Origin of the sequence: Bacillus cereus group sp. N11 (assembly GCF_016483605.1) — a bacterium.
Classification (GTDB): Bacteria; Bacillota; Bacilli; order Bacillales; family Bacillaceae_G; genus Bacillus_A; species Bacillus_A toyonensis.
Genome location: NZ_JAEHBN010000022.1, coordinates 28,350 through 42,955, shown reverse-complemented (window position 1 = coordinate 42,955; position 14,606 = coordinate 28,350). Strand labels below are relative to the sequence as shown.

Here is a 14,606-nt window from a genome sequence, read left to right as displayed (position 1 = left end):
TATATAAAATGCAGAAAATTCACTTTATAATAAAGGTAGTGAAGTGAATCGATGGATCTGAAGTTAGGGGTGGCTAGGATGGTTGCAGAAAAGGAACGAGTGTTAATGGATTTAAAAGATGTATTTGAATATGCGTTTGACGAAATTTTTGTTACAGATGAGCAGGGAATCGTTGTACGTGTAAATAGTACATGCGAAAGGCACTATCAACTAGCTGCTGAAGAGTTAGTAGGTAAACATGTAAAGGAACTACAAAAGGATGGGATCTTTTATCCATCCGCAACATTAGAAGTAATTGAAAAAAAGAGACCGATTGAACTCGTTCAAACGACGAAATCGGGAGAGTATTTACATGTTCGGACGAGGCCAGTTTTTGATGATGAGGGAAATTTAAGAAGAGTGATTAGTTATTCTCGAGATCTTACTGAACTCTATCAATTACGACAAAAGGTAGAGGAAATGGATAATCAGTTAAAAACATACAAAAAAGAATTAAGAGAAACATATGAACATGAAGGACTTATTTTTAAAAGCATTGCTATGCAAAAAATAATAGAAACGATTAAAAAAGTATCTGTGGTAGATAGTACTGTTCTCGTTTTAGGTGAGACAGGCGTGGGAAAAAGCCGCTTAGTACGTCATCTACATGAAGTAAGTCGCCGGAAGAATGAAAGTTTCTATGAAATTAATTGTGCGGCTTTGCCAACAAATTTAATTGAATCGGAGCTTTTTGGATATTCAGGTGGGTCTTTTACAGGTGCAAATCGTGAAGGGAAAAAGGGATTATTAGAGTCAGCACATAAAGGGACTCTTTTTTTAGATGAAATTGGTGAAATGCCGCTTGAAATTCAAGCGAAGCTTCTGCAAGTATTGCAAGAAAAAACATTTCGTCCTATAGGCGGAAGAGAATTAAAAAAGGTGGACGTTCGAATTGTAGCGGCAACAAATAGAGATTTAAGTGAGATGGTGAAACGAGGAACATTTCGGAAAGATTTATATTATCGTCTGAATGTCATTCCGATTTCAATTCCACCACTTCGGGAAAGAACAGAAGACATTTTACCACTCGTTTATCATTATTTACAGCACTTTAATAAAAAGTACGGACGTGATGTAAAGTTAGCACCTAGTACGTTACAAATGTTTGTTGGATACCCGTGGGAAGGAAACAATAGAGAAATAGAGAATGTAATTGAAAGAATTGTTATTACTGCTGACGATATCGTTACGATAGAGGATTTACCAATAGCAATGCAGGAATCAACAGTTGAACAGTCAGGTCAAAGTCTCTATAAAATGTTGGAAGAAGTGGAACGAAATATTATTTTAAAAGCGTATAAAACATGTGGATCAAGCTATAAAGTAGCAGAGTTTCTAAAAATAAGTCAATCTGCTGCTACTAGGAAGATTAAGAAGTTCATAGAGGAGGAAGAAAACATTGGATAAAAAAGCGACGTTTGTAAATGTAGAGAAAAAAGCGATGTATATAAATGGTGAGTGGATTACACTGCAAGAGCAAATTGAAGTAAACAATCCAGCAACGAAAGAAATATTTGCAACTGTACCAAAGGGCGGGATAACAGAGGCAAAGCAAGCTGTTGATGCGGCGCATGAGGCTTTTAAAACATGGTCAAAATTAACAGCCGCGGATCGTGCAACGAAATTAAAAAAGTGGTTCACACTTATTGATGAAAATAAAGAAGAAATCGCAGCGATTATGACGAAGGAGCAAGGAAAGCCGTTTGCAGAAGCGCTTGGTGAAGTGAATTATGCAAATAGCTTTGTTGAATGGTATGCAGAAGAAGGGAAGCGCGTATACGGTGAAATGATTCCTGCTTCTCATCCGAACAAACGTATTTTAGTTATGAAGCAACCAGTTGGGGTTATGGCAGCTATTACACCGTGGAACTTCCCAGCGGCTATGATTACGAGAAAGGTAGCTCCAGCGCTTGCAGCAGGTTGTACAGCAGTTGTAAAGCCTGCAAGTCAAACACCGTTAACTGCATTGAAATTAGCTGAATTAGCACACGAAGCGGACATTCCAAAAGGTGTAATAAACATTGTAACAGGTAGTGCAAAAGCAATTGCTGATACGTGGATGGAAGATGAGCGCGTTCGAAAAGTGTCCTTTACAGGATCAACGGAAATTGGGAAAGAGCTAATGGCTAGCGCTGCGCAAACGATGAAAAAAGTTTCATTAGAATTAGGTGGTCACGCTCCATTTATCGTAATGAATGATGCAGATTTAGATAAAGCGGTAGAAGCCGTTATTGGTTCGAAATTCCGTAACGCAGGACAAACGTGTATATGTACAAACCGAGTATTCGTTCAAGAAGAAGTATACGAAGTATTTGTAGAGAAGTTCCAAAAGGCAGTAGGGCAACTTAAAGTCGGAGACGGATTCGGTGCGGGAACTACTGTAGGACCACTTATTGATGAGAGTGCAGTTTCAAAAGTACAAGAACATATTGAAGATGCAGTTCAAAAAGGTGGAGAACTCTTATATGGAGGCCAACAGGTTACAGAGCTAGATGGACATTTCATTCAGCCGACTGTAATTGGATTGGCAAATGATACAATGCTTTGTATGACTGAAGAAACATTTGGACCAGTTGCACCAGTTGCGAAATTTAAAACAGTTGAAGAAGTAATTGAACGTGCAAACAATACACCATACGGTTTAGCTGCGTATATTTTTACGAAGGATATTAGCCAAGCGTTCCAAATTAGTGAAGCGCTAGAGTACGGTATTATCGGTTTAAATGATGGTCTTCCGTCAGTTGCACAAGCACCGTTCGGTGGATTTAAAGAAAGTGGTATCGGGCGTGAAGGCGGTCATTTCGGCATCGAGGAATATTTAGAAATCAAATACATTTCATTAGGATTATAAGTAATACACTAGAATCTCTATAAGGTAACAGAGAAGGAGATTCCAGTATGATATATTGGCTATTATTACTTGTTACAATTATTTTTGAAGTAGCTGGAACGATTGCGATGAAATTATCGAATGGCTTAACAAAGCTTGTTCCAAGTGTACTTATTTTCGTTTGTTATGGTATTTGTTTCAGTATCTTTGCTATCGTCGTTAAAAAGATTCATTTAAGTATTGCTTATGCCATTTGGTCTGGCGTTGGAACGTTACTTATTACAATCATTAGTGTGTACTTTTTTAAAGAGCATATTAGTTTATTCCAAGCATTTTGTATTCTCTTTATTGTTTTGGGTGTCATTGGTCTTAAGGTTTCATCGGCATCATGAAAGCTATCTTTTGTAGAAGATAGCTTTTTTCTATTTGTGCAGTTAGCAATTAATACGACAAAATATGACAAGAAAGAGTAAAGCGTTTTGTTATGATACATATGAAATATTGTCTTATGTGGAGGAAAGAGTATGTTAAAAAAGGTGAGTCAAATTGTTTTAATTTTTGGCATAGCTTTTAGTTTAAGTGCTTGCACTGAGACTAAAGATAGTAATGAAAGTAAACAAGAAGATGTTCAAGATAAAGTGTATAAAATAGGGGAGACAGTAGACGTAGATGGTTTGCAAGTAACTATCGATTCAGTTAAATTAGGATATCCGGATTATGATGAGGATAAAAAGAAAGAAGAGATTTTGGGGATTATTTTCAAAGTGGAAAATAATAGTGAAAAGGAAATACCTTTTGCATTTTATGAATTTGAGATTACCGATAAGAAAGGTACAAGATTTAAAGAATATAATAACCCTGATAGCTTTATTAGTAAAAAATTAGCACCAGATGAAAAAATTCAAGATATCATGCTATTTGACGTAGCGAAAGAAAATACGTATATCGCTACGTATAGACCGGAGTTTACGCGTGAAAATAGAACGATAAAATTTGAATTGAAACCAAATAAATAAAAAACACATTGGATTATCCAATGTGTTTCTTTATGGTAATTAATTTAAAACGCCCAGTTACCTTTACGGAAGATAGGCTCATGTCTGCCATCAGCTGTAATACCGTCAATATCAAGCTCAGCTGATCCAATCATGAAGTCGTTGTGTGTGATACTAGCGTTTGCTCCGTTTTCAGCAAGTTCTTCTTTAGACATTGTTTTTCCGCCAACTAAGTTAAATGCATAAGCATTTCCGATTGCAAGGTGGCAAGATGCATTTTCGTCAAATAGTGTATTGTAGAATAAAACATTTGTGTTTGAAATTGGTGAGTCATGAGGTACTAAAGCTACTTCTCCTAAGAAGTGAGAACCTTCATCTGTTTCTACTAAATGTTTTAAAGCTTCTTCACCAGCTTCAGCTTTATAGTCTACGATACGTCCGTTTTCAAATGTTAACGTGAAATTATCGATAATATTACCTGCAAATACTAACGGTTTTGTACTAGAAACTTGGCCGTTTACACCTGTTTTAAGTGGCATTGTAAATACTTCTTCAGTTGGAATATTAGCCATAAATGGTACGTTCTTTTCATTTAAGCTACCAGCACCAGCCCATACATGTTTTTCTGGAAGTTCGATTGTTAAATCTGTTCCAGGACCTGTATAGTGAAGAGCTTTATAATGCTTTTCGTTTAAGTAATCCACTTTTGTATGTAATGTTTCATCATGTTCTTTCCATGCTTCTACAGGATTTTCTAAATCAGCACGAGTAGCTTTGAAAATAGCATCCCATAACTTTGCTTCTTGTTCATCTGGCGCTACGTCAGGGAATACTTTCGCAGCCCATTCTTTCGTAGGAACAGAAATTACACACCAACTTACTTTATCGGCTTGTACGTAATCACGGTATACTTTCATCGCTTCACCAGCTACTTTATGAGCTGTTGCGATACGTGTTGCTTCTACACCTTTTAATAAATCAGGGTTTTCTGCATAGATAGACATAAATGCAGCGCCTTCTTTTGCTAATTCTTCACGAGCATGTGCTTTCCAAGAAGGGAATTCAGCGAATGCTTCTTCAGGAGCTAGATCGAACTTTAAGCGTGTTAACGTCTCATCATTCCAATCAACATATACGTGTTTTGCACCAGATTTATATGCTTTTTCTGTAACGAGGCGTACGAATTGTACAGCTTCAAGAGGTGCGCTAATTGATAAAGTTTGTCCGGGTTGAATATTAACACCAACATTAACTGCAAGGGCAGCATACTTCTCTAACGTTTGTTCAAATGACATATGTATAATCTCCTTTAGCTTGAAAGATTTCTTACTATATATAATACAAGAAAATTCTAAAAATATATATAAATATAAAGTAAAAAGAGAGCTCAAAATGTATTGAGCTCTCACATTTATTTAATGGAAGAAGAAAACTGTTCAACTGTAGTTGTATGGTGTATACGAACACGTTTCATTTTTAGCAACTCATCCGGTTCATCTTTCGTAATGAACTTTCCAGGCTTTGTTGTCGTCGCAAATTGATAATATTTCTTCGTTTCTGTAATGACTTTATCATCTACATGGCCAAATGGATAAGCAATTGCGATAACGGGCTTACCTGTTATTTTTTCTAGCTTTTCTTTCGATCCTTTTAATTCTTCTTCGTAGTTTGTAATCTTCGGTAAATCAGCATGTGTTGCTGTATGAGACTGCACTGAGAAAATACCGGAATCAACAATTTCCTTTATTTCATTTGTAGAGAGAGAGCCTTCAACATCGACATTATCAACAATCATATATTCTGTTGCTGTCGGCTTGAAAGTATCGTCTTTTAGTTTTTGCAAAATATGAAATGCATTCATATTATTTTTCATACCATCGTCAAATGTAACAAAAATTGGTTTGTTGACTTTATTAATATCGCCCCAGCGTTCAAACGTTAATAATGTATAACCGTTATCTTTTAAATATTTCATTTGGCCTTCAAAGTTAGCAGGTGATACGAATAAATCTTTAATGCCTTGTCCATGATAATCATCGATTGCATGGTACATAAGAACGGGAACCTTTTGCTCAAAAGTAATAGCAGATTTTGTGAGTGAGATGATTTTTCCGTCTTCCTTGACTCCTGTTGCTTCAATTTGGAACTCACCGCGTTTTCCTTCAAATTCTTTTATGTCAAATGGAAGTGTAAATTGTTTCTCCTTTTCTTTAGAAGAAAAAGATTTAGCATGTTCCTTTCCATCCGCAGTGCGCCAAATTTTATATTGTACTTCGGTTAGAGAATCTTTTATTTCTGTAATATGGATACTTGTGTTTGTAGAATCGTGTGTAATCGGATTATAAGAAATTTTACCTTGTTCTTGCACAGTCTCCTCTTGTTTTTTAACTTCTTGAACCTTTTTCTCTTTTTTAGGTTCTGGACTTACAGTGCTAGTATTACATCCTGCTAGAATAGCAGACGTACATAAAGCAATTGCTGCGTATTTTCTCATAAAATCACCTTCTATTGTGTAGTATGTTGCATTACTTATATTTAAAATCCCCACCGCTGTAAGAGCGGTGGGGAATTACCCTTGTTTATCGTATCATTTTTAGATGGGGGATAGGTTAGTGACTGTAAACAGATCTCTTCTTTCGTTTTTTAGTAAGATTTAAAATATCTTATGGTTTACTTTATAAGAGATGCGAATTTTTCCATGGACATATCAGGTCCTACAAAATGGCGTTTAATTAAGAGTTGCTCGTTTGGGGTACCTTTTGTAATGTGATTGCCGTGATCAGTAGTTACTGCGAACTCATAATGTTTTTTTGTTTCTTCGACAGCGGCGTCATTATAAGAGCCTACTGGGTAGGCGAGAGCGATGATCTTTTTACCGGTAAGAGTTTCGATTTTTTCTTTAGAACCGCGTAATTCCTCATCATAATTACCTGAATGAGCCATCATTGTATGATTTGCAGTATGAGATTGAATAGAAAAAATACCTGAATCTATCATTTGTTTTATATCATCTGTTGATAGACGGTTCGGTTTGTCTATCTCATTTGAAGTAAGAAATTCAGTTGCTGCAGGTTGGAATGTATCATCTTTTAATTTTTGTAAAACATGAAGAGCATTCATATTATTTTTTCGACCATCATCCATTGTTATAAAAATAGGTTTATTAACACGGTTTATATCATTCCAACGTTCAAATGTAAGCATCGTATAACCGTTATCTTTTAAATATTGCATATGTTTTTCGAATTGTTCAGGCGGTACGTATAAGCCGTAATCACCATCACCTGGTCCAGGGTATTTTTCAATCGCATGATACATCAAAAATGGTACATGTTGCTGGAATGTAATTTTAGATGTTACTAGATTTGTTTCCGTATTATCTTCTTTAATCCCTACTGTTTCAATTTGAAATTCTCCACGTTTTAAATGAAATGTTTTTAAATGAAGTGGGAGGGCAAAATCACGATCTTTTTCTTGTGAAGTAAAAGTTTGTTTGCTTTCAGGTCCATCGGCAGTACGCCAAATATTGTAACGTACTTGTTTAAATGAATCTCTTAAGTTTTTTGTATAAAGCGTGGTGTTTTGTGCGTTATATTCATACGAATCCCATGTGATAGCCCCTTGCGTTAAAGGGATTTCTACTGTTTTTGCTTGTGCTTTTTTTGGTTCAACTGCTTGTTCCGCTGTTGTTTCTTTTATTTGTTTATCACTAGCATTACTAGTGTTACAACCTACGAGAATAGCAGAGGAAAGTAAAGCGATATATGTATATTTTTTCATTCTATCATCCTTCTATTGTGTTTTAATTATAGTCACTTATACCCTTGTCCATCATATCATCATAGAATATATAGGGGAATACATTTTTGGAATAATTCGGAAAGGAGTCTTACGTTTTTTTGGAGTAGTTTACATATAGAAGATAGTAAAAAACTCCACTCAAACTTCATTTAGAAAAATAGAAGTAAGGTGGAGTTTTTTATTAGATAAACAATCCAGCGATTGTCGCAGATAAAATAGAAGCAAGTGTTGACGCGAATAGCATTTTCCAACCAAATTTAGATACGACGCTTCCTTGTTTTTCAGAAAGGGCACGGATTGTACCAACAATTGCACCAATTTGGCTAATACTTGCGAAGCTAATTAAGAATACTGTAACGATTCCAACTGTACGTGGAGCTAATGTTGTAACTGTTTCTTTTAAATCAAGGATTGCTACAAACTCGTTTAATACAATCTTCGTACCCATAATACCACCAGCTGGGATAATATCTTGAGTTGGAATACCCATTAAGAATGCGAATGGAGCAAGTATATAACCGAAGATTTGTTGTAACGTAATAGCATGTCCCATTGCACCTGAAGCTGCGCTAATTACGTAGTTTACAACTTCCATAACACCGATGAAAGCAATCATTAATGCAGCAACGATCCCAGCTACTTTTAAACCGTCAAGCGCACCGTTAATCATTGCGCCAATAAAACTGTCTCCAAATAGAGTTCTATCAAATTTTTGAATCACTTCGTCTTCTTTTTTCGTATCAACTGGTGTTAATAACGAACAAACGATTAAGCTTGAGAATAAGTTTAGCGGAAGAGCAGCTAGTACATATTTCGCATCTAACATCATTACGTATGATGCTGTAACAGAAGCAGAAACGGAGCTCATCGCAGAACAACAAATAATAAACATACGGTTTTTGTTAAAATGCTGTAAATCATTTTTAATAACGATTAACGCTTCACTTGAACCGAAGAATACAGAATTTACTGCGTGGAATGATTCAACGCGTGGTAAACCAGTAATTTTTGAAATTGCACCGCCGACAACGCGAACGATAAATGGTAAAACACCTAAATAACTAAAGATTGAAAGTAGTGCTGAGAAAAATACGATAATTAATAATACATTTAAGAAAAAGACAAAATCTCTTTGAATCCCATTAAAGAGAAAATCGACACCTGTCGTACCAAGTTTAATTAGTTTGTTGAAAACTTTACTAATGAAAATAATGATTTGTTGACCAACCTTTGTAGCAAACATAAACCAACCGATTAAAATTTGGAAACCAATCATAATTGCAATTGCGCGGAAGTTGATTTTACTTTTGTTGTTTGACAAAGCAAAACATAAACCTAAAACGACAAGAATACCGATAATGCTCATTACATATTGCATGTAGTTGCCCCTTTCAGAAGTTCGTATAAAGTTTGTACATAAAACGCTCGTTATATTACTAAAAATAAAACAAAGAGGTTTTATGTCATACGTAAGATGTCTGACCTTTTAGAAAAGTAAAAATAAAAAAAGACCCATATGGATTCACTTTCATCTATGAGAGAAAGCTAATCAATATGAGTCCTTTTTTGCGCATAGGCTAATATTCATTAGTTTTCCCCATAGTCCAGCAATTTAAGGTTGCCGGGTAGAAACTCTCGATCCATATTATCGAGTATATATGAGGTAACATCGTCCGTATTAAATTAGTAGTAGCGTAACATTACTAGAGAACTATCGTCAATAGCTTTTTTTCTTCCAATAGAAATAGACCATATAAGTATGATAAAATGTAACGCAGTGTTATGAAAAAGAGAGGTCGGAAAATGAGTACAAAAATGACGCCACCAGTTGAAAAAAACGAGTTTATAGATGTAGTATTTGAAGATTTAACACACGATGGTGCCGGTGTTGCGAAAGTAAAGGGTTATCCTATTTTCGTTAAAAACGGACTACCAGGTGAAGAAGCACAAATTAAAATTATTAAAGTGAAGAAAAACTTCGCGTTTGGTCGTTTGATAAAACTTCATACAGAGAGCCCGTATCGTAAAGATGCAGAATGCCCAGTATACAACCAGTGCGGCGGTTGTCAGCTTCAGCACTTAACATATGAAGGACAATTACAAGCGAAAGAAAAACAAGTACGTGACGTTATGCAGCGTATCGGTGGGTTAAGCGATATCCCTGTTCATCCTGTACTTGGCATGAAAAACCCATGGGTATACCGTAATAAAGCACAAGTACCGATTGGGGAACGTGAAGGCGGACTTGTAGCTGGATTCTATCGTCAAGGAACGCATGACATCATTAATATGGAATCATGCTTAATTCAGGCAGAAGAAAACGATGCATTAATTCAAGAAGTGAAACGTATTTGTGAGAAACATGGTATCTCGGCATACAATGAAGAGCGTAACAAAGGAACACTACGCCACGTAATGGCTCGCTACGGACAAGTAACAGGGGAAATTATGCTTGTCTTCATTACACGTACAGCAGAATTACCAAACAAAAAAGCAATCATTGAAGAAATTGCAGCGAAATTCCCAGAAGTAAAATCAATCGTTCAAAACGTAAATACGAAACGAACAAACGTTATTTTCGGTGATAAAACGACAGTACTGTACGGATCAGAATATATTTATGACTTTATCGGTGACATTAAATTCGCGATTTCAGCACGTTCATTCTATCAAGTAAACCCAGAACAAACGAAAGTGCTATACGATAAAACGTTAGAATACGCAAAGTTAGATGGTAACGAAACAGTAATTGATGCATATTGCGGAATCGGATCAATCTCTTTATTCCTAGCGCAAAAAGCGAAAAAAGTGTACGGCGTTGAAATCGTCCCAGAAGCAATCGAAGACGCAAACCGTAACGCAGCACTAAACAACATGACAAACGCTGAATTTGGCGTAGGAGAAGCAGAAGTAGTCATTCCAAAATGGTACAAAGAAGGCGTAATCGCCGACACAATGGTCGTAGACCCACCGCGTAAAGGTTGTGACGAAGCGCTATTAAACACAATCATCGACATGAAACCAAAGCGCGTCGTATACGTATCATGTAACCCAGCAACATTAGCACGCGACTTAAAAGTACTAGAAGAAGGCGGATATAAAACACAGGAAGTACAGCCTGTTGATATGTTCCCGCATACGACTCATGTGGAGTGTGTGGCTTGGCTTAAGTTGGTATAATAGAAAAGCAGTTGATATAGGAAAAATCTATACCATCTGCTTTTTGGTTTACAAAAATACCATTCATAAGCGATTTTAGTTAAAATAAATATTGCTGATTTTTACAAATTATAAATTGAGAGTTTGAAATTGCATTCATAATGAGAGGATTTGAATTTGAAATGATAGATAATTTTTGGCGTGAATTACCACGACCATTTTTCGTACTTGCACCAATGGAAGATGTGACAGACGTCGTTTTCCGTCACGTAGTAAGTGAAGCTGGCCGACCGGATGTATTCTTCACAGAGTTTACAAACTCGGATAGCTATTGCCATCCAGAAGGTATGAAAAGTGTACGTGGCCGTTTAATTTTTACAGAAGATGAACAACCAATGGTAGCACATATTTGGGGAGATAATCCTGAATATTTTCGTCAAATGAGTATAGGTATGGCAGAGTTAGGATTTAAAGGTATCGATATTAATATGGGATGCCCAGTACCGAATGTAGCATCGAGAGGAAAAGGTAGCGGCCTTATTCTACGTCCAGACGTTGCAGCAGAATTAATTCAAGCAGCAAAAGTGGGCGGATTACCTGTCAGCGTAAAAACGCGACTTGGCTTTAAAGAGTTAAGTGAGTGGGAAGATTGGTTAACGCATATTTTTAAACAAGATATTGCAAACCTTTCTATTCATTTACGTACAAGAGAAGAAATGAGCCAAGTAGATGCGCACTGGGAACTAATTCCGGAAATTAAAAAATTACGTGACCGCATTGCACCAAATACGTTAATAACAATCAATGGAGACATTCCTGACCGTCAAACTGGAATGGAACTTGCTGAAAAATATGGTATTGATGGCGTTATGATCGGGCGAGGTATTTTTAAAAATCCGTTTGCTTTCGAAAAAGAGCCAAGAGAGCATAGCAGTAAAGAACACTTAGATCTTTTAAGACTACAGCTTGATTTACAAGATCAATATGCAGAAGTACTGCCACGCTCAATCACGGGACTTCATCGCTTCTTCAAAATTTATGTAAAAGGATTCCCTGGAGCTGCGGAACTAAGAAATCAATTGATGAGCACGAAATCGACTGATGAGGTGCGTGCGTTGCTTGATAAGTTTGAGGCAAGTGTTAACACGGCTGGAGATAGTGAAACAGTGTAACTTTTGAAAGTTAGAGCTGCTGGGGTGTATCGATTTTATGAGCGTTTGTTTCAGTTTAATTAAGGTGAGCTGTATCATAAGTAATTGAGGTATTCTATGTAAAACAGGGGGAAGAAAAGAATACAGGAGAAAATCGGAAATGGCAGGTTGATCTTGATTTTCACTGATATTATCATGTTTATTTTATTATGCCTATAATTGGAGGCCATGTGAATGTTAAGTGATCAGGCGAGATATTCTAGGCTCGCGAATATAACAAAAATAATAAATACAAAATTAGAACTACGTGAAGTATTGCAGCGTGTAACAATGGCGATATCAGAGGAGATTGTTAGGTGCAATGCTGTTGGAATTTATTTACCCCAGGAAGATGGAACATTTAGAGGGTTTGCAGGAAAACCAGAGACCATAAATGGTGTAACGCTCGATACGCAAGTAATTGATCCTGAAATAGACTTACTGGCAAAAGAAGTTATTGAAACCAAAAAAACGATCTATATTCCTGATACTTCAAAGGATCATCGGCCGGATCCTAGACCAGTTGATGCGTTCAAAATTAAGTCCTTATTAGCCTTGCCTATCTCATTCGGGCAAGAGTTATTTGGTCTGGTTTTTTTATTTGATTATGGAACTCCAATGAACTTAACAGATTCAGAAATTCAAAGTGTTGAAGCTTATGTAAATATGGCTGCGGTCGCAATTCAAAACGCAAATAATTTAACACAAAAGGAAAACCTTATTGCCGAGAAGCAGTTGTTACTAAATGTTACCCGTGATTTATCAATGTGTTCCTCGATACAGGAGAGTTTTGATAAATGTTTTTTTTACTTAGGACAGATTTTAGAGAGTAAAAACGTGGCTGCCTACCTTTTAGACCCGTTAGACAAAAAAACGATTAAAACAACGAAGTTAAGTAAGGACTGTAATTGGACAGAAGTGGATTGGATGGAAAAAAGCTATGACGCCAAGATCCAAGAGGTTATTCAAACAAAAAATATAGATAGTAAGGGTCTTTTGATGATCCCATTGGTTTCAATGGGAGAAGTATTAGGGGTAATTGTCGTTGGTAAAGAGGGAAAATCTTATAATTACGATAATTCCCAAATTCAATTGGCAAAATCTATCGTTGATGCCACAGCTCCTACGTTTTCAAACTTGTTATATATGGATCAACTTGAAAGCATGGTGGAAGAGCGAACGAGAGAACTAGCTGCTGCTAATGAAAAAGTTACAAGTGTGATCGAAAGTATTACGGATGGATTCTTTACTTTGAATAATAAATGGGAATTTACGTACGTAAATAAGCATCAATATTTTCCACAAAGAAAAACAGCAAAAGATGTATTAGGCAAGAATATACGGGAGGTTTTCCCGAGTAGCGTCGACACAGTTATGTATAAGGAATTTCATCGTGCAATGTCAGAGCGAACTACAGTTCATTTCGAATTTCTTTCTATATCTGATGAATATTGGTACGAAGTTAGTGCATACCCGTATGATGATGGTATTTGTTGTATTTTTAAAAACATAACGGAAAAAAAGCAATATGAGCAGGAATTGAAAAGGTTATCAAACATAGATTTAATAGGGCAAATGGCAGCAGGTATTAGCCATGAGATTAGAAATCCAATGACAACAGTACGAGGATTTTTGCAGTTATTAAAAGAAGAGAACATCTATGAGAAACATAATAAGTACTTTAATTTAATGATAGAAGAACTTGACCGTGCCAATTCTATTATTACTGAATTTCTCTCGATAGGTAATACAAAGAAATCAGATTTGCAGATGTTAGATTTAAACTCAATTATCCACGATATTATTCCTTTAATAAAGATAGATACGCATAATCAAAATAAATATATTCAAGTCGATACAAATGACGTTCCAGAATTACTTTTAAATCGTAATGAGATAAGGCAATTATTAATGAACCTATATCGTAATGGCTTAGAAGCGATGAGTACAGGGAAAATTCTAACCATTAGCACCTATAAGGAAGGGCAAAAATGTGTGGTGCTTGCAGTGCGGGATGAAGGGAATGGTATCAGGCCTGAAGTATTAGAGAAACTGGGGACTCCATTTTACACAACCAAAGATAATGGAACTGGATTGGGATTAGGCGTATGTTATGCCATTGCTGCCCGTCATAATGCAAAAATAGAAATTCAAACAGGATCGGAAGGCACTACCTTTTTTGTTAAATTTAATTATGATAATAATGAAAAATAGTCTTATTTAAGTAAAGCCTAAGTAAACATAATCAATATATTTCACATGAGTTTTGTGTAACATTCATGTTTGAGTTGCCCGCTAAATTAGAGTTGTAGAAAAAGAAATGGACTAACCGATATTAGGTTAGTCCATTTTCAAGTGTGTTAATTAATAGTGAATCTCCCTTCTGTACTTTTAGGAGCTTTTCGGTATTAGCTCCTGACTCTCCATATGTATATTCTGTTAGCATTGGGTCCTCATGTCCGAAATTTCGTTCAGCATTTTTATACCCAATTAAATAATTTAATTGGGTATAAATGGATAATACCAAGTGCCTAAACAACATATGTTGCTGTTTTAAAATCATCCCCAAAAGCATTAATCCACCCAAGACTA

At 36.0% G+C, this 14,606-nt stretch carries 12 protein-coding genes and 1 riboswitch; of the genes, 7 read left to right on the top strand and 5 right to left on the bottom strand.

The genetic code is table 11. The annotated features are described in order from the left end of the window. Positions 1-78: 78 nt before the first annotated feature. The 4 genes from JDS98_RS25800 (at position 79) to JDS98_RS25785 (ending at position 3,885) form a co-directional block, all read left to right on the top strand. Positions 79-1,446 carry a sigma-54 interaction domain-containing protein gene (locus JDS98_RS25800; RefSeq protein ID WP_000225132.1) on the top strand — a complete coding sequence of 456 codons (1,368 nt, stop codon included), beginning with the start codon at positions 79-81 and terminating at the stop codon, positions 1,444-1,446. Next, positions 1,439-2,890: an NADP-dependent succinate-semialdehyde dehydrogenase gene (gene gabD / locus JDS98_RS25795; protein ID WP_000358100.1), complete on the top strand. Its 1,452-nt coding sequence runs from the start codon at positions 1,439-1,441 to the stop codon at positions 2,888-2,890. The genes JDS98_RS25800 and gabD overlap by 8 nt, the downstream gene beginning before the upstream one ends. A 47-nt stretch (positions 2,891-2,937) precedes the next feature. Beyond that, positions 2,938-3,261, top strand: coding sequence for a DMT family transporter (locus JDS98_RS25790; protein ID WP_000641001.1), 324 nt, complete (start codon positions 2,938-2,940; stop codon positions 3,259-3,261). A 132-nt stretch (positions 3,262-3,393) separates the two neighbouring features. Continuing rightward, complete coding sequence (locus JDS98_RS25785) at positions 3,394-3,885, top strand: DUF4352 domain-containing protein (RefSeq protein ID WP_199634480.1); 492 nt, start codon at positions 3,394-3,396, stop codon at positions 3,883-3,885. Between the two features lie 44 nt (positions 3,886-3,929). On the opposite strand, the gene JDS98_RS25780 is transcribed toward JDS98_RS25785, so the two are convergent. The 4 genes from JDS98_RS25780 to JDS98_RS25765 form a co-directional block, all read right to left on the bottom strand. Continuing rightward, a complete protein-coding gene (locus JDS98_RS25780; protein WP_000007350.1) occupies positions 3,930-5,159 on the bottom strand; it encodes an aminopeptidase in 1,230 nt (409 codons plus the stop codon). 116 nt (positions 5,160-5,275) lie between these two features. After that, positions 5,276-6,358 (bottom strand): polysaccharide deacetylase family protein, encoded by a 1,083-nt coding sequence (locus JDS98_RS25775; protein WP_199634479.1) that lies wholly within the window; start codon positions 6,356-6,358, stop codon positions 5,276-5,278. A gap of 176 nt (positions 6,359-6,534) precedes the next feature. Continuing rightward, positions 6,535-7,644: a polysaccharide deacetylase family protein gene (locus JDS98_RS25770; RefSeq protein ID WP_097959758.1), complete on the bottom strand. Its 1,110-nt coding sequence runs from the start codon at positions 7,642-7,644 to the stop codon at positions 6,535-6,537. 202 nt (positions 7,645-7,846) lie between these two features. Continuing rightward, positions 7,847-9,043 (bottom strand): NupC/NupG family nucleoside CNT transporter, encoded by a 1,197-nt coding sequence (locus JDS98_RS25765; protein WP_001200495.1) that lies wholly within the window; start codon positions 9,041-9,043, stop codon positions 7,847-7,849. 202 nt (positions 9,044-9,245) lie between these two features. After that, positions 9,246-9,347, bottom strand: a riboswitch (purine riboswitch). Positions 9,348-9,468: 121 nt separating this feature from the next. On the opposite strand from JDS98_RS25765, the gene rlmD reads away from it, so the two are divergent. The 3 genes from rlmD to JDS98_RS25750 all read left to right on the top strand — a co-directional run bounded on the left by rlmD (position 9,469) and on the right by JDS98_RS25750 (position 14,228). Then, positions 9,469-10,845 carry a 23S rRNA (uracil(1939)-C(5))-methyltransferase RlmD gene (gene rlmD / locus JDS98_RS25760; RefSeq protein ID WP_097959757.1) on the top strand — a complete coding sequence of 459 codons (1,377 nt, stop codon included), beginning with the start codon at positions 9,469-9,471 and terminating at the stop codon, positions 10,843-10,845. A gap of 161 nt (positions 10,846-11,006) precedes the next feature. Further along, positions 11,007-11,996, top strand: a complete 990-nt coding sequence (locus tag JDS98_RS25755; protein WP_199634478.1) for a tRNA dihydrouridine synthase — start codon at positions 11,007-11,009, stop codon at positions 11,994-11,996. A 213-nt stretch (positions 11,997-12,209) separates the two neighbouring features. Next, positions 12,210-14,228 (top strand): GAF domain-containing sensor histidine kinase, encoded by a 2,019-nt coding sequence (locus tag JDS98_RS25750; RefSeq protein ID WP_199634477.1) that lies wholly within the window; start codon positions 12,210-12,212, stop codon positions 14,226-14,228. A 121-nt stretch (positions 14,229-14,349) separates the two neighbouring features. On the opposite strand, the gene JDS98_RS25745 is transcribed toward JDS98_RS25750, so the two are convergent. Beyond that, the gene (locus JDS98_RS25745; protein ID WP_223268705.1) at positions 14,350-14,601 is read right to left on the bottom strand and encodes a hypothetical protein; all 252 of its coding nucleotides are present in this window, start codon (positions 14,599-14,601) and stop codon (positions 14,350-14,352) included. Positions 14,602-14,606 lie beyond the last annotated feature (5 nt).